Here is a 15,502-nt window from a genome sequence, read left to right as displayed (position 1 = left end):
CCGTCCCGGATGGTGCCGGCTAGAAACTCGTGGAGGGTTCTAACTCCCTGGTGAGGTCGAGGTACGACGTTATCGGCACGTCCGACTCGTCGAGTAGAACGCGTTCGCCGTCCCGTTCGATGATGCCGGCCTCCTCCAGCTTCGGGATGTGTTTGTGATGGAGTTCGGTGAGAACGTCCGGCTTGTCGTGTTCGGTCGTCCGGTCGTCCCAGTCGATGATCCGGTCGGCGAGTTCCTCGCGTTCGACGGGCGTTTCGCAGTTTCGAAGATGATAGAGGACGTAGCGACGGCGATAGTCCGCTAACACCGCCATCACCGCGTCGAGGTCGTCCGAATGGACGTCGTCGTTCTTCGAATTCGCTCCCGGAACGCCGGTAAAGTCGGAACTCATCGTAATTAATACAATAGCTAGCATCCGTAAAAGAACTACGCCTACGCATGTAGGCACGGGTGGAACGGCCTTAGAGCCCCTTTCCAAGCAGTTCGCGAGCGATGATGTTCTTCTGAATTTCCGTCGTCCCCTCGTAGATTTGGGTGATCTTCGCGTCGCGGTACAGTCGCTCCACGTCGAAGTCGTTGACGTACCCGGATCCGCCGTGAATCTGGACCGCTTCGTCCGCACATTCGACCGCGATACGCGAGGAGAACTCCTTCGCCATCGACGCGAGTTGGGTCAGTTGCCCGTCGCCGTTGGCGACGCTCCACGCGGATTTGTAGGTGAGGTTGCGCGCGGCTTCCGTCTTCGTGTGCATCTCGGCGAGTTTGTGCTGAATCGCTTGGAAGTCGCTGATTGAACGCCCGAACTGTTCACGCTCTTGGGCGTAATCGAGGGCGCGTTCACAGGCACCCTTGGCGATACCGACGCCCTGTGCGGCGACGGCCGTCCGAGTTTCGTCGAAGAACTGCATGAGTTGGAGGAAACCCATGCCACGCGTCCCGACGAGGTTCTCCTCGGGGACGCGCACGTCGTCGAAAATGAGTTCGGCGGTGTCGGAGGCGCGGATGCCGAGCTTGCCGGTTATCTTGTCGGCCTCGAACCCGTCGCGGTCGGATTCGACGATGATCTGCGAGAAGCCGGCGTAGCGGTCCTCTGCCTCGGGATCGGTCTTCGTCATGACGACGAAGAAGTCGCCGATGGAACCGTTCGTAATCCACATCTTGTTGCCGTCGATGACCCACTCGTCGCCGTCCTTCTCGGCCGTGGTGGAAACCGACGAAACGTCGGATCCCGTGTCGGGTTCGCTGATGGCGGTTCCCATGACGGCGTCGCCGGCGGCGACAGGGGCGAGGTACTCCTCTTTCTGCTCTTCGGTACCGAACTCGCGGATGGCGTCGCCGCCGAAGGCCGTACTCGTGATACAGAGACCGATGCCGGGGTCCACGGCGAACAGTTCCTCGACGATGATGGCGACCTCGAGGGGCGAGTAGCCCGCGCCGCCGTATTCGATAGGAATGTTCGCGCCGGTCAGGCCCATCTCGGCGGCCTTGTCGATGATCTCCCACGGGTACTCCTCCTTCTGGTCGTACTCCTTCGCGATGGGTTCGACCTCGTTCTCGGCGAATCGTCGTACTTCGTCACGGATCGCTTGCTGCTCGTCGGTCAGTTCGAAGTCCATGCCAACGACTTACGGGGCAACGGATAAATCGTTTTGTAACCGGATATAAACTCGAAGATCGTTTATTAGTTAGTAGAGAGAAACGTTGAAACACCCCCGTAACGAGGGTTCTCACATGGCGCTCGAAGATATCAACACCATAGCGGTTCTCGGTGCTGGCAACATGGGCCACGGAATCGCGGAAGTCGCCGCACTTGCGGGATTCGACGTGAACCTGCGCGACATCGAAGAGGAGTTCGTCCAGAACGGCTACGAGGGAATCGAGTGGAGTCTGGGGAAACTCACGGAAAAAGAACAGATCAGCGAGGCGGAAGCGGACGCCGCGCTGGACCGCGTGACACCCCTCGTGGACTTCGAGGAAGCCGTGTCCGACGCGGACTTCGTTATCGAAGCTGTTCCCGAGAAGATGGCCATCAAGAAGGACGTGTACGGCGAATTGGAGGAGTACGCCCCGGACCACGCCATCTTCGCCACCAACACGTCCAGCCTCTCGATTACGGAACTCTCCGAGGTGACGAACCGCCCCGAACGGTTCTGTGGGATGCACTTTTTCAACCCGCCAGTTCGGATGCAACTCGTCGAGGTCATCACGGGCGCACACACGAACGAAGACGTTCTCGACGTGACCGAGGAGTTGGCCGAGGAGATGGGCAAAACTCCCGTTCGCGTGCGCAAGGACAGCCCCGGTTTCATCGTCAACCGCGTACTCGTTCCCCTGATGAACGAGGCGGCGTGGATCGTCGAGTCCGGCGACGCCACCGTCGAGGAAGTCGACAGCGCGACGAAGTTCGACATGGGCCTGCCGATGGGCAGTTTCGAACTCGCCGACCAAGTCGGCGTCGACGTCGGCTATCACGTCCTCGAATACATGCACGAAGTGCTCGGCGATGCCTACGAACCGTGTCCGCTCCTCGCCGAGAAGGTGGAGGAAGGGAACCTCGGGAAGAAGACCGGGAAGGGCTTTTACGACTACGAGAACGGCGGCGTCGATATCCCGACCGATGCCGGAAGCGAGGACATCGTCCTCCGCCTGCAGGCCGTGATGGCGAACGAAGTCGCGAACCTCGTCGGCAACGACGTCGCACCGGCGAACGAGATCGACGAGGCGGTCATGCTCGGCGCCGGCTTCCCGGAAGGACCGGCCCGGATGGCCGACGACGCCGGACTGGACACCCTGCTCGAAACGCTCGAATCCCTCCACGAGGAGACGGGTGCGGCGCGCTACGAACCCGCGGACTACCTCGAAGAGCGCGCCGAAGTCGGCGGCTTCGCGGACAAAGACGAGGACGAAGGTATCGAGTTCGAAGCCGTCCGCATCGAGAAACCGGGCGAGATGGTCGGCCAGATCGTCCTCGACCGTCCGCACCGCATGAACACCATCAGCGGGCAACTCCTCGACGAACTCGCCGAGGCAATCGACCAGTTGGAGGAGGACGACGATGTCCGCGCAATCCTCATCACGGGCGAAGGCGACAAGGCGTTCTCCGCCGGTGCCGACGTGCAGAGCATGGCCGCGGGCGGTGCCGACCCCATCGGTGCCATCGACCTCTCGCGGAAGGGCCAGGAGACGTTCGGGAAACTCGAATCCAGTCCGATGCCCGTCGTCGCCGGAATCGACGGCTACTGCCTCGGCGGCGGCATGGAACTGTCCATGTGTGCCGACCTCCGAATCGCAAGCGAGCGCTCCGAACTCGGCCAACCGGAACACGACCTCGGTCTCCTGCCGGGATGGGGCGGCACCCAACGCCTCCAGCAAATCGTCGGCGAGGGACGAGCGAAGGAGATAATTTTCACCGCGGACCGCTTCGACCCCGAGACGATGGCCGATTACGGCTTCGTGAACGAGGTCGTGCCGACCGAGGAGTTCGAGGACAGCGCGTTCGAACTCGCCGCGAAACTCGCGGGCGGCCCGCCCATCGCACAGAAGTTCACGAAGCGAGCGATGCTCAAGGGCTGGGAGAGCACGGAAGCGGGACTCGAAATCGAGGCGCAATCCTTCGGCCACCTGATGGCCACCGACGATCTGATGGAAGGAATCACCGCCTTCATGGGAAAACAGGAACCCGAATTCGAAGGGAAGTAGACTGACACCCCATCCCAAACGGGGTGGCACCGATTGACGCGAAATCCGCCCGCTGTCGGTCGATAACGGAAGGTTTAAACTAGTCCACCAGAAAGCAATGAGTGCGCAGAAGCGCGCTACGCTCGGTTGGTGTAGTCCGGCCAATCATCTTGGCCTTTCGAGCCGAGGACCAGGGTTCAAATCCCTGACCGAGCATATTTCTGAACGAACGAAGTGAGTGATGAAAGACGCGCAGAGTCGGGATTTGAGCAGCCGAGACGCAGCCCGGAACGGCGCGGAGCGCCGCACGCCCGGACCGTCTCGGCGAGTTCAAATCCCTGACCGCATATATCAATTACATATCTTTTCGAGGAACGAAGTCGCGAGGAGCAGTGCGCGGGGATGACTCCGAGCTGTCGCGGCGCACATTCGAATAACAAACGAGGATCATGAACGGTGCTGGTGATTTCTGTCGAAGTATTCGTGCGAAGTCGGTGTCGTATTTTGATCACAATACAATAATTCCACCAGGATCAGAATACACCAAATCCACCATAATATAGCCTTGTAAAATTCGAGAACAAACTGCGAATGTTTGACGATTCAAAGAACTAGCGGATATCTTTATTATTCTCGGCTGTCTCTAGATAAAACGTCAGACGATACGTTCTCCGATCAGGAGAAGCAAATAAGTTTCAGAAATAAACGACATGACTATAGCAAGCGATTCCGTATTCAGCACCGGTTCCATTCTCCTCTGCACTGCCGCATTGGGTCGAGACGGCAATGACGACTGCGTACGTTGGTTATCGTGCAAAGAGGAAGCGGATACGGATAGAAACGTCCTCCTCGTGACGTACAACCGCGCTCAGAAGGTCGTGTACGACCACTGGGAATCGCACATCGGCGAGGAACCGACGGAGCTCGGAATCATCTCCGTCGGCGGCGGCGGTGCACGGACCGGAACGCACCGCTTGGAGCCCCGTAGTGATAGCAACGCCATCTCGCTCGCTAGTCCCGCCAGCCTCGGTCGTCTCGAAACCACGATTCACCTGTATCTCGATCAATGGTCGGCGAACGACGGGAAAACGGTACTCTGTTTCGACTCGATATCGTCGTTGCTTCGGCACGTAGACCGGACGGCGGCGTTTCGATTTTTACACTCGTTGACCGAGTATCTCCGCCAGCAGAACGTCCTCGCACACTTCCATATTGACCCGGACCTCCACGACGACGCGACGATAGCGATGCTGTGTTCGTTGTTCGACGCGGTTCACGGGCGCTCCGGGGACGTGGAGAACGTTTCCGCGGACGTCCTCTTGGCGCTCCTCGGGACTCCGCGACGACGACTCGTCTGTCGCTACCTCGTCGAAATCGCCGACCGCGCACCTATCTCGGCGATTGCAAAGCGAATCGCCGAGTGGGAAGGGTCGGGAACGGCGAGCGAGAACGAACGAGAACGGGTTCACATCACCCTCCATCACGTCCATCTGCCGGAGTTGGCCGACGTCGGCGTTCTCGAACGGGACGGCGAGATGGTCTCCTCGACCGTCGAAAGCGGAACCTTGGACCGATACGTTCGGTTGACGGCGAACGACTCCTCTCCGGAGGTGACGCCCGCGCTCCCGAGCCGGGAGTCCATTCGACCGAATGACTCCTCGGTGGACGAATCGGACGAGACGTATTGGACGGTGTACGGGACGGCACCAGATTCGATAGCCGTGACGCTCGCACGGGCGTTGGGCGACGTTCAAAACACGAACGCCACCGAACTACGACCCGTCCTCGCCGACGTCATCGATATCGACGCGCTTCAGCGACTGTCGGACCACGGCGACGTCTCCGTCTACGCGGCCTTCGAATACGAAGAATACGAAGTGGTGGTCGACAGCGGCGAGATCAAACTCTACGAATTACGCTAGCCACTCGTCCGGTTTCGTGTTGTAATCCACGTCCGTCGCGGCGATGTCCTCGACTTCGCTCCACGGCAGGTCGCGCATCTCGAACTCGTTCCCGTCGTAACGGAGGAGTTTTCCCTGCTCTTCAGGTTCCGGTTCGCGGTCACGCCGTCGGGCGATTTCGGCGTCTCGTTCGTCGATTTCCTTCACGATGGTCTTCAGGTTCACCGGGTGGCCCCACAGTTCGTAAATACGTTCGAGCGTTCGCGTGGCCTGCTCCAAATCCAGCATGACGCCGTTGTAGTGGTGGCCGAGGAGCAACTCGCTCTTGTTGTCGTAGTTGCCGTCGTAGACGGCCATCGTCGGCTTTCCGAAGTTGGTGAACTGAAGCATCAGTTTCTTCTTCACGTCCTCGTACTCCGTACTCGAAACCCGATAGTCGCCGGTCGTCCGACTGAACTCGTAGGTGAAGTATTCGTTTTCGACCACGAACTCCTTGGTCAGGAAGCCGTCGAGGAACGTCACGTCGTTGTGGCTGGACCGAACCTCGTACATCCGGTCCCATCCGGCGGTGTACTCGACGTCGGCCATCGCTTCCTCGACGCTCCCGTACCGCTCGTCGTCCATCATGTAGCGGGCGTACTGCTCCAAATCCGCCTGCGAGATGGCTTCGAGGAACCCCTGATTCTGGAGTTTGCAGAGCGAGAAGTGACGCTCCGCCAGTCCCTCGTAGGTGAGCACCTTCCACGGGTGGCTATCGACGTCGATATCGCCTTCGTTCGCACGCTCCAGCGCCTCGGCATCGATTTTCGCCGCGGGAAGCGATTGGAGGTCCGAGAGCGTCCCCGACGTTACCGTTTCAAGCGCCAGGTCGGGTTCGAGGAGGTCCGCGACCTGCTCGAAGTCGACGACATCGTGGAAGTTACGCCACGTGATTCCGCGCACGCGAAGGAGTTTCCGGACGACTTCGCGCCGATTTTCGGTGTTTTCGATGTATTCCCAGAGTTGTTTGCCGAGTTTGTAGGGGTTCAACCCCGGGGACCCGAGGACGCGGGCTTGGTGGTCGGCGTATTCGATGAATTCGTCCGTACCCGCAAAGCACTCCTCGCCCATCATCATCGACTCCCAGTAGGCGGCCCATCCCTCGTTCATCACCTTCGTCGTCTTCTGGGCCGCGAAGTAGTAGGATTCGGTGCGGAGCATCTCCAGAATCTCCGTCTGCCACTCCTCCATCTCGACGGCCTTGCCCTCCTCGGGTTCGTAGGCATGCCCGTGGTCGCGAAGGTACGCGAGGAGATCCTTTTCTGGTTCCTCCAGTGCCCCGGCCTGCTTTTCCTCCTGTGCTTCCAGCCATTCGTCGTCGAACACCTCGTTACGGACCTCGTCGCTGAGGTTCATCTCCGAGAGTTGGTCCCCGAGTTCGTCCGTCTCGTGTTCCTCGTCTTCGACTCGGTGCTGGTGTTTGAACGCCTGATGCTGGTCGATGTTGTCCTGCAAGCAGAGGACGTTGTCGATCCACTTTTCAACCTCCTCGCGGTCGATTTCGGGGTCGCTCATGATGCGACGCACGCGGTCCGCGTGACGCGAGAGGAGCGCCGCCGCGTCCAGTTCGTCCGCGAACATCCGATACCAGCGATTGTTGGCGAAGAAGTCCGAGTGGGCTTCGACGTGGGTGATGACGGCTTTCTGGTCCGCGAGGCTGTTCGACTGCTGGAGGAAGGCGTGAGCAGGGTCGTCGTTGATGACGATCTCGAACGCCTTGCCGCCCGCGTACTGACCCTGTTTTTGCTGGCGGTCGTACTTCATCCCCCAGCGCCAGTGCGGGTATCGCTCCTGAAACCCGTCGTAGGCGATGAGTTCGTTCATCTCGTCGTAATCGACGATCCAGTACTTGACGGGGTACGGGTCGAGACCGAGTTTCTGCGCGAGTTTCCGCGCTTCCACGACCGGTTCGCGCACCTGTTCCGCCTCGCGCTGTGTTTCGATTCGCTCGTTCATGATGCCTCCGTACTGAGGATTTCGTAAATCGCGTCCGTCACGTCCTCCGGACCGTTGACGTAGCTGACGGCGACGGTATCTGACTCGTCGAAGTGGCGTTCGACCTCTTCCGCGTGAGTCGCGTTGATGGCCTTGCCCTCCGGTTGCGTTTCGACGTAGGCGTGGAGGTTCGCCGGAATCTCCTCCATCCGTGGAATGACGTTCTCCTCGGTGTCGTTCCGGCTGTTTTCGCTGTCGCCCGCCGCGAACACGTAGCGGTTCCAGTCGGCCCACGGGTACTCCTCTTCGAGGATGCGACCCGCGAGTTCGTAGGCGGACGAGATCTTCGTCCCGCCGCCCGACCGGATGCCGAAGAACTCGTCGCGTTCGACGCGCCACGCCTCCGCGTCGTGGGCGATGTAGACGAACTCCGCCGTGTCGTACTTCCCGGTCAGGTACCAGTCCAGCGGGGTGAACGTCCGCTCAACCAGTTCGCGCTTCTTCTCGCGCATCGACCCGGACACGTCGCGGATGTTGACGACGACGACGTTCTTCTCGCGCTCCTCGATGATTTCGGGGTATCGGTAGCGCTCGTCCTCCCGACGGAAGGGGATGTTTTTGACGCCGTGTTCCCGGATTTTCTGCGCCGTGGTCGTCGGTTCGACCTTCGACTCCATCTCCTCGATGCTCTCCCACTTCGAGCGCTCGTCCGCGGGGAGGTCGTCGTAGTTCTCCTCGACCCACCGCTTCGAGACGGTGAGGTTGTTCTCCCGCGCCCATCGGAACACTTCGTCCGGTCCCCAGCCTTCGACGCCCATCGCTTCGCGGATGTAATCGGGGTCGAAGTCCATCGCGAGCTTTCGCTTTAGTCCTTGCTTGAACATCCGCTCGAAGTCGAGCGTGCTGTCGGGACCGGTCTTCGTCATGTCGGTGAAGTCGCCCTCTATCTCCTCGACGACCTCCTTTCCTTTGGGTTGGAGGTCGAGGCCGAGTTCGTCGTCCAACTCCTCGGCGAACTCCTCGGGATCCATCTCGTAGTAGCCGTGTTCGTCCGACTCGTCGCCGGGGTCGCCTTCGTCCCCGTCGTCGCCGGGTTGGGGTTGGGGCTGACCGACCGGGTCGCCCACGTCGGGTTTCCCTTGGCCGACGCCGCCCTTGTCGCGGCGGTCGTACTGGAACTCCGGGAGGTCCACGATTTTGATGGGGATGTGAATCTCGTCCGGGAGACTCTGGCCGAGGTCGCCGTATTGGATGAACTCCGCGAGATCCTCACGGCGGTCCTCGCCGACTTCACGGTACCGTTCGAGGTCGTCTCTCAATCCCATTTGTAGCTCACCTGATTAATGACGTGCTGGCTGGTCAGTTCGGCCGAGGCGGGCGAGTAGCCGAACAGGTCCTGTAGGTTTTGGATGGTCTGTTCTTTCACCTCGGCCGTCTCGGTGTTCTTCGGCGGACTCTCCCACTGGTTGGGGTTGAAGTCCTCGTAGACGCGGTGCACGTCGTCCCAGTCGTTGTTTGCGAGTACTGTTTTGATGATCGGAACCTCCTTCGGATCGATGTCGCCGACTTCGAACTCCTCGTTCCGGTTCTCCCACGCGTGGCGGTTCAACGCGGTGATGACCTTGTTCCGGCGGAACTCGGCCACCGCCGGACTCGGTTCGTGATTCACCTCGTAGGCGTCGGGTGTGAACCGGCCGAGGTGTTCCGTCTCGAACACCTTCATCTTCAGCGCGTCCGGTTCGATAGGCTCGCCGCGTTCGTTCTCGACGTCCTCGCCGGTCGCCCACGCGTAGACGTGTTCGATGTATTCGGCGACCGTCTCCTCGTCCACCCGCCGGTCGCGCATGATGGCGTCCAGCACGTCGCTTTCCTGCTGTTGGAAGATGTGGTTCTTCACGGGCACGAGGCGGTTCTCGTACTCGGTGCGCTCGGCCGCGGAGAACACGGGGGCGTCGCCGATACTTTCGGCCATCGCGTTGAGAACGTCGCGAGGCATGATGACCTGCTCGACGTCGTAGTCGGGGTGGTGCCGGTCACGGATTTCGTTGAGCAGTCCGGCAATGATGTCACGGGTGTACGTGACCGGAATACCGCCCGACCCGTCCGTCGCGTCGTCGTCGAAGTCGAAATCGTCCTTCTCGATGCGCTCGTCGCCGTCCAACAGGTAACCGCGGTCGAAGAGAACGGCCTTGTCGACGAGATCGAGTCCGGCGGGCACGTCGCTCGCGTCGAGTCGGGACACCACGCTGTACAGCGCGGCGGATTCGATGGCGTGCGGCGCGATTTCGCGCTCGTTGATGTCGTCGCCGTCTCGAACCCGAACGCCGACCGGTTCCCGAATCCGGGCGTCGAGTTCGTCGTACACGTCCGCCTGCCACACCGTCGTCTCGTTCGTGAGTTCGCGCCTGATGAGTTCGGCCTCCAGACTGAGGTTCGTCAGGTAGCGGAACTCCCGACGGTCGAGGCGGCGCTTCAGCGCCCGGAGCGGGTCCGCACCGCCGGCGTCCGCGTGCTGGTTCAACTGGGCTTCGAGGTCGGGATTCGAGATGATGACGAGCTGCGTATCGATGTCCATCTGGATTCCCTTGTCCAGTTTCACCGCCTTCTCGTCGGGGACGTTGAGCAGTTTCTGGAGCAGGTCCGCGTGTTGGGCCGCGTCCTCCACGATGGTCAGCAAGCCGTTGCCCTGCGAGAGGACGCCGTCGTAACTGAACGCCTGCGGATTCTTGCGTCCGCGGGAGTCGAGTTCCTGCAACATCCCCTGCATCCAACTACCGACCAGTCGCTGTTTGGGACGGCCGCTGTCCTCCGAGTGGAGGACGCCGATGCCGTCGCCGATGTCCACGACGTAGTTCTTCACCCGGAGGTGTGCCGGGTCGGTGATTGCCGTGAACAGTTCCTCCTCGCCCTCACGTCGGTACTGTTCTTCGAGATAGTCGTACGCCTCCCGGCTGAACGGGTCGATTTTCCCCTCGACGAGGATGTCGAGGTGGTCGTCGATACGGTCGTTCAACCCTTCGAGCAGTCGCTCTCGCACCCGCTGCGGGAAGACGAGGAGCGGATGTGACTGGACGGGACTGGCGTACCAGTTCTCTTCACTCGTCGCCACCGCGTCGTCGCCGTAGGTCAGCCCCGGCGCTTCCGATGCGGTGGCGATGTTCCACTCGACGGTGTAACGCCGTCCCTCGGGCGTCTTCGAGTACTCCCGGAGGCCGTTGACCAGACAGCGTTTGAGTTCGGACTTTCCTGTCGCCGTCGGTCCGGCGAACCAGATTATCTTCTCCTCCTTGCCGCGACGCGCCGCGATGGACCGCAGGTCGTCCACGAACGCGTTCAGCACCTCCGTGTTGCCGAGGATGGCGTGTTCGCCGTCGTTGTGCGGGTCGTCGAAGAAGTTGTAACGCTCCTTCTCCTCGCCCTCCTCTACGACGGTTCGGGTACCCATCGACTCGATGGCTTCGAGGAGGTACTTGCTCGCGTGCGAGGCGATGGTCGGATTTTCGAACGCCGCGTCTACGTACTCCGCGAGGCTCATCGGCTCCTCGTACGTCTCGCGGAGTTCACGGTTCGCGTCGTCGATGTAGTCGCTCCCTTCGGTCACTGGTCACTCCTCCATTTCGGCGCGGGCGACTTCGGCCCCGGCGAATTCGAGCACCTCCTTCGCGCCCTCGCGTGAGTAGCCCTGCTCCATGAGCGCGTCCACCCACGCGTTCTGTTCGTCGTTGTCCATTTCGTTCGCCGACACCAACGCCGAGAAGTTGATGTTGTGTTTCTTGTCCTCCCAGAGTTTGCGCTCCAAGGCGCGGCGCAGACGATCGTTGTCCTGCGGGTCGAACGCCTGCCCCTCGCGGGCGCGCCGCGACACCCAGTTCGACACTTCCTGCCGGAAGTCGTCCTTGCGGTCTCGGGGGACTTCCAGTTTCTCCTCGACGGCGCGCAGGAAACTCTCGTCGGGTTCCTGCTCGCGCCCCGTCAGTTCGTCCTCGACGGTTGCGTTATCGATGTAGGCCATCACGTGATCCATGTACTTCTCGCCCTGTCGCTGGATCTCGTCGATGTCGTAGGCCAGCGCGTGTCGCACGTCCTCGATGGCTCGTTCGCGGTACTCCCCGCGAACGGTTTCGAGGTAGCGGTAGTAGGTCTCGAAGTTCTCCTCGGGGATGGAACCGTGGTTCTCCAGGTTCTCCTCGAAGTGGTTGAACACCGACAGCGGACTCAGGAAGCCGCGGCTACGGTGCGTGGAGTTCATGATGGCTTCCGCGATCTCGTCGCCGATGAATCGCGCGGAGACGCCTTCCATCCCCTCGCCGATGTCGGCCTTGCCTTCGGCTTCCTCGCGGAGTTTCTTCACGTCCACGTCGTCCGTGTCCTCGATTTCGCCGTTGTAGGATTTGGCCTTCTGGAGGAGGTCGACCATCTCGGTGTCCGGTTCCTCGACACGGGTCAGGACGCCGAACAGGCCGGCCATCTCCAAGGTGTGTGGCTCGATGTGGACGTCCGGAACGTCCGCGTTCCGGAGCATCTTTCGGTAGATGTCGGCCTCGGATTCGTATTCGAGGACGTACGGGAAGTCGATGCGCTTCGTCCGGTCGTTGAACGCCTCCATCTTCTCGTCGCCCTTCTTGTCCCGATACTCGGGCATGTTCGTCCGGCCGACGATGACCTGATCGATGTCGATACGTGGGTTGTTCTTCGGCTTGATGGTCTGTTCCTGGGTGGCGTGCAGGAAGTCGTACAGGAACTCCCGCTGGAGTTTGAGCAACTCCTCGCCGCTGAAGATGCCCCGGTTCGCGTTACAGAACGCGCCGGAGTAATCGAACGCGCGCGGGTCGGATTCGCCGTAGATGGCGATCTTCGAGTAGTTGACGTCGCCCGTCAACTCCGTCTCGTCCTGATTCTTCTTGTCCTTCGGCTCGAACGTCTCGACGGACTGGCGCTTGTTCTCGTCGGCGACGAGGCGGAATATCTCGATGTGGTTTTCGAGCACCTGTTTGATGTCGTCGTCATAGTACGCCAGCAGCGCGTCCATGTAGAACTCGCTCGCGGGGTCCAACGCCTGTTCGTTCTTGATCGTGTAGGGAGCGTCTAGCTCCTCGTTGATGTCGTCGATGACGCGCTGTCGTTGTTCGAGCGGGAGGAGGACGAGCGGATCCTGATTCATCGGGGACCGGATCACGTCGTCGGACGGGTCCTGATCCGGGATGACGTCACAGAGGTTCGTCCACCGGAAGGTGTACAGTCGCCCCTCGTCGTTGAGGGTGTAATCCTCGAAATACTTGCGGACCTGTCGGTCGAAGTCGGATTTACCCGACCCGACCGGCCCGAGGAGTAACTTGATGCGTTTTTCTGGGCCGAGTCCGCGCGCACCGCTCTTTACCTTGTTCACGAACTCGTGAATCGCACGGTGGATTTCACGGCCGTAGAACGTGTTCTCCCCGTCGAATATGGGGTCTTCGGACGCGAGTCTGTACTCGACGACGCCGGAGTCTTCGTCGTACTCCGTGCCGTAGTAGTCGAACATGTCCGCGACTCGCTGGTGGGCGTTTCGGGCTACCTTCGGGTCTTCGTACACCTCCCGTAGGTACCAGTCGAAGGACTTCGTTTCACGGAGGTCTTCCGGCATCGATTCCTGGTAACTGCGGCTGAGGTCGTCCAGCGTTTCGATGTCACCTTTCATTGTATCACGCATTGTTTGGGAGTTCGGATGGACCGAGGGAGAGAGAGACCGACCGGGCGGTCCGATACCGGCGGGGCATACGTAGTCGGCACGCATTCACAAAGATGTGTCGGTCGGAACACCGCGATCGCTCTCCGGCGGGGCATGTCGGGCGACGGCGTGCGCGCCCGCAGTAACTCCTGCGTCAATCGCGGGATCATTGTGCGTGCCATCCATCGCTTCGGAAACCAGTCGGCGTATTCCAGCGAGTCCCATCCACCCGGAAGCGTATGGTTATAGACCGTGTACCGTGCGGACTGCTACCACCCGATACTGTTTAATGGATAGGACGAGACCATATATAACTGTTGTCCATACACAAGTCTTTTTTGATATAGATTAAGTTCCTAAAACCGCCGAAGTTACGAACTAATGGGCCTGTAATGCCTGAATCCTCCATTGTGAAAAATCACAACTTATACCCCCTTTATATGCAAGGTCGGGAACGTGGCACCGACAAACCTTACCCCGCTCCGCCGCAAACCGCTCCCCGTGTCTATCGAGAACCTTCCCGAGTCGTGGGTCGTCTGGAACGAGGAACCGGACGGACGGTGTATCCTCGCCTACCGCCCGGACGTGTTCGACACGCGGCAGTTCCCGCCGGAGTGTATGCCGACGCTGTATCTCACCCAAGGAACCCCGAACCGCCCGGCACAGGAGCGACGGGCGACGGACTCGTGGTACTTCGAGTTCTTCCTCGAACCGGAAGTCACCCTGCCGCGGACGCCGCGGTTCCCCACGCGCGATGAAGCACTCGCTGCCGCCGTGGAACTCGCAGACGAGTTCGACCGCGGCGAGGTGGAGTACCGCTCGTGCTACCAGGTCCCGCGCGAGGAGTACCTCGACAAGTTGGACGAGTTGACCGGGCGAACCGAATAGGGGAGTTTCCCCGTGGCGAGAGGCTTAACCGAGCCCCACGCTTACGCCCGCCTATGTCCACCATCACGCTCGTCGGTACCCGTCTCGCGGACGTCGGTCAGGAGTTCGTGTATCAGGGCGAGGCCAGCGCCTGTGAGGGATGTCCCTACAGGAATCAGTGTCTCAATCTCTCTGAGGGGGTAAAATACCGCGTCACGGACGTCAGAAACGGTGCGCAGACGCTCCCCTGCGGCGTCCACGACGACGGGGTGAGCGCCGTCGAAGTCGAACCGACCACCGTCCGCGCAAACGTTTCCGCGCGGAACGCCTACGCCGGGAGCAAGGCGACACTGGAAGGTCCGTGCCCGCACGTCGAGTGTCCGAGCCACGAGTTCTGTGAACCCGCCGGTGCCGACTTCGACGAGGAGTATCAAATCTCGAAGATCGTCGGGGACCCGCCCCACGACTACTGCCCGTTGGACCGCGACCTGACGCTGGTCGAGTTCGCCGAAAAGGACGAGTAGTCAGTTCCCGAGGACGCCGACGTACTCCGCCGTGTAACCAAAGATGTCCTCGTAGCCGTACGCGGACATCAACACCGGCACGAACGGGTTCTCCGCGACCAACTTCTCCCCGTCCGCGGCCGCGAACGGCTCTCCCCGTCCGACTCGCTGGAAGTTCTCCACCAACACCTCGAACTCGGACCCGCCGTTTTTCCGGACCGGTTGGTCCATCCTGAAGACCTCCACTTCGTCCCGACTTCCCGCGTCTAGCGGACTCTCCGCGTCGGGCAGCGGAAGCGCACCCGTCCCGGCGAGGAATCCGCGAACGAGGTCGTAGGCGTGGTCGACAGCCTCGGGAGACCCCTGGAGTCCGCACTCCACTTCGAGCGTATGGGGATGCGAGATGAGTTTTCCCTTCGTGAACTTGTCCGTCTCGACCAGTTGTGACACCGGCAGGTACGGACAGATGGACCGCGCAACCGCGTTCACCCGGTCAACGAGCGCGAACGGTTTGGCGTACGACTGCGTGGAGTGGAGCGAGAGGACGGTACAGCCCCGCAGCTCCGTCACCAACTCGTGCGCCAACCGCCGCTCGTACGTCTCCGCGTCCGGGTCGCCAGGGAACACACGGTTCAAATCCTCGTTGACGTAGCGGACGCCGCGTTCGAGCGCGCGCTCGTTGACGACGACGATCTTCACCGCTCGCTCCACTTCGGGGTCCTCCAAAAGAAGTCGCTCGACCGCTCTCGGACCGCACGGCTCGTCGCCGTGAATTCCGGCGACTACCGCAACTTCCGGCATACCGTCGCCCAACTGCTCGATTCGCATTTAACGAGGGCAGGTGTCGAAGCCTGAAAGCGCTTTACAATCGC

At 60.9% G+C, this 15,502-nt stretch carries 11 protein-coding genes and 1 tRNA gene; 5 read left to right on the top strand and 7 right to left on the bottom strand.

All coding sequences use genetic code 11. The features are described from left to right. Nucleotides 1-19 precede the first annotated feature (19 nt). Nucleotides 20-391: a hypothetical protein gene (locus ACGYLY_RS03215; protein WP_395283009.1), complete on the bottom strand. Its 372-nt coding sequence runs from the start codon at nucleotides 389-391 to the stop codon at nucleotides 20-22. 70 nt (nucleotides 392-461) lie between these two features. Then, the gene (locus ACGYLY_RS03210; RefSeq protein ID WP_395283010.1) at nucleotides 462-1,616 is read right to left on the bottom strand and encodes an acyl-CoA dehydrogenase family protein; all 1,155 of its coding nucleotides are present in this window, start codon (nucleotides 1,614-1,616) and stop codon (nucleotides 462-464) included. 115 nt (nucleotides 1,617-1,731) lie between these two features. Between ACGYLY_RS03210 and ACGYLY_RS03205 the strand changes: the two genes are divergently transcribed. The 3 genes from ACGYLY_RS03205 (at nucleotide 1,732) to ACGYLY_RS03195 (ending at nucleotide 5,600) form a co-directional block, all read left to right on the top strand. Continuing rightward, nucleotides 1,732-3,699, top strand: coding sequence for a 3-hydroxyacyl-CoA dehydrogenase NAD-binding domain-containing protein (locus ACGYLY_RS03205; protein WP_395283011.1), 1,968 nt, complete (start codon nucleotides 1,732-1,734; stop codon nucleotides 3,697-3,699). A 120-nt stretch (nucleotides 3,700-3,819) separates the two neighbouring features. Next, nucleotides 3,820-3,894, top strand: a tRNA-Glu gene (locus ACGYLY_RS03200). 494 nt (nucleotides 3,895-4,388) lie between these two features. Then, a complete protein-coding gene (locus ACGYLY_RS03195; RefSeq protein ID WP_395283012.1) occupies nucleotides 4,389-5,600 on the top strand; it encodes a HalOD1 output domain-containing protein in 1,212 nt (403 codons plus the stop codon). Here ACGYLY_RS03195 and ACGYLY_RS03190 read toward each other — a convergent pair. From ACGYLY_RS03190 to ACGYLY_RS03175, 4 genes are read right to left on the bottom strand one after another with little or no spacing between them, the layout of a single operon-like run. Continuing rightward, nucleotides 5,592-7,574: a SpoVR family protein gene (locus tag ACGYLY_RS03190; RefSeq protein WP_395283013.1), complete on the bottom strand. Its 1,983-nt coding sequence runs from the start codon at nucleotides 7,572-7,574 to the stop codon at nucleotides 5,592-5,594. The two genes, ACGYLY_RS03195 and ACGYLY_RS03190, sit on opposite strands and share 9 nt — an antisense overlap. After that, nucleotides 7,571-8,878, bottom strand: a complete 1,308-nt coding sequence (locus ACGYLY_RS03185) for a YeaH/YhbH family protein (protein ID WP_231182733.1) — start codon at nucleotides 8,876-8,878, stop codon at nucleotides 7,571-7,573. The genes ACGYLY_RS03190 and ACGYLY_RS03185 overlap by 4 nt, the downstream gene beginning before the upstream one ends. Then, nucleotides 8,869-11,154, bottom strand: coding sequence for a PrkA family serine protein kinase (locus tag ACGYLY_RS03180; protein WP_395283014.1), 2,286 nt, complete (start codon nucleotides 11,152-11,154; stop codon nucleotides 8,869-8,871). Before ACGYLY_RS03180 ends, ACGYLY_RS03185 begins: the two co-directional genes overlap by 10 nt. A gap of 3 nt (nucleotides 11,155-11,157) precedes the next feature. Continuing rightward, nucleotides 11,158-13,230 (bottom strand): PrkA family serine protein kinase, encoded by a 2,073-nt coding sequence (locus ACGYLY_RS03175; RefSeq protein ID WP_395283015.1) that lies wholly within the window; start codon nucleotides 13,228-13,230, stop codon nucleotides 11,158-11,160. Between the two features lie 531 nt (nucleotides 13,231-13,761). On the opposite strand from ACGYLY_RS03175, the gene ACGYLY_RS03170 reads away from it, so the two are divergent. Continuing rightward, nucleotides 13,762-14,148 carry a DUF5820 family protein gene (locus ACGYLY_RS03170; protein WP_395284165.1) on the top strand — a complete coding sequence of 129 codons (387 nt, stop codon included), beginning with the start codon at nucleotides 13,762-13,764 and terminating at the stop codon, nucleotides 14,146-14,148. 53 nt (nucleotides 14,149-14,201) lie between these two features. Continuing rightward, a complete protein-coding gene (locus ACGYLY_RS03165) occupies nucleotides 14,202-14,651 on the top strand; it encodes a UPF0179 family protein (RefSeq protein WP_231182730.1) in 450 nt (149 codons plus the stop codon). Here ACGYLY_RS03165 and ACGYLY_RS03160 read toward each other — a convergent pair whose 3' ends face one another. Continuing rightward, nucleotides 14,652-15,458, bottom strand: a complete 807-nt coding sequence (locus ACGYLY_RS03160; protein ID WP_395283016.1) for a succinylglutamate desuccinylase/aspartoacylase family protein — start codon at nucleotides 15,456-15,458, stop codon at nucleotides 14,652-14,654. Between the last annotated feature and the right edge of the window lie 44 nt (nucleotides 15,459-15,502).

The sequence above is a fragment of the Haladaptatus sp. CMAA 1909 genome, assembly GCF_043952005.1.
Taxonomy (GTDB): Archaea; Halobacteriota; Halobacteria; order Halobacteriales; family Haladaptataceae; genus Haladaptatus.
Note: the sequence above shows the minus strand (reverse complement) of the source record. Positions and strands in the feature narration are given on the sequence as shown.

Bases quoted from the DNA above. Each gene is read 5' to 3' on its own strand.
- ACGYLY_RS03215 (WP_395283009.1), bottom strand. From the start codon at position 391: ATGAGTTCCGACTTTACCGGCGTTCCGGGAGCGAATTCGAAGAACGAC.
- ACGYLY_RS03210 (WP_395283010.1), bottom strand. From the start codon at position 1,616: ATGGACTTCGAACTGACCGACGAGCAGCAAGCGATCCGTGACGAAGTA.
- ACGYLY_RS03205 (WP_395283011.1), top strand. From the start codon at position 1,732: ATGGCGCTCGAAGATATCAACACCATAGCGGTTCTCGGTGCTGGCAAC.
- ACGYLY_RS03195 (WP_395283012.1), top strand. From the start codon at position 4,389: ATGACTATAGCAAGCGATTCCGTATTCAGCACCGGTTCCATTCTCCTC.
- ACGYLY_RS03190 (WP_395283013.1), bottom strand. From the start codon at position 7,574: ATGAACGAGCGAATCGAAACACAGCGCGAGGCGGAACAGGTGCGCGAA.
- ACGYLY_RS03185 (WP_231182733.1), bottom strand. From the start codon at position 8,878: ATGGGATTGAGAGACGACCTCGAACGGTACCGTGAAGTCGGCGAGGAC.
- ACGYLY_RS03175 (WP_395283015.1), bottom strand. From the start codon at position 13,230: ATGAAAGGTGACATCGAAACGCTGGACGACCTCAGCCGCAGTTACCAG.
- ACGYLY_RS03165 (WP_231182730.1), top strand. From the start codon at position 14,202: ATGTCCACCATCACGCTCGTCGGTACCCGTCTCGCGGACGTCGGTCAG.
- ACGYLY_RS03160 (WP_395283016.1), bottom strand. From the start codon at position 15,458: ATGCGAATCGAGCAGTTGGGCGACGGTATGCCGGAAGTTGCGGTAGTC.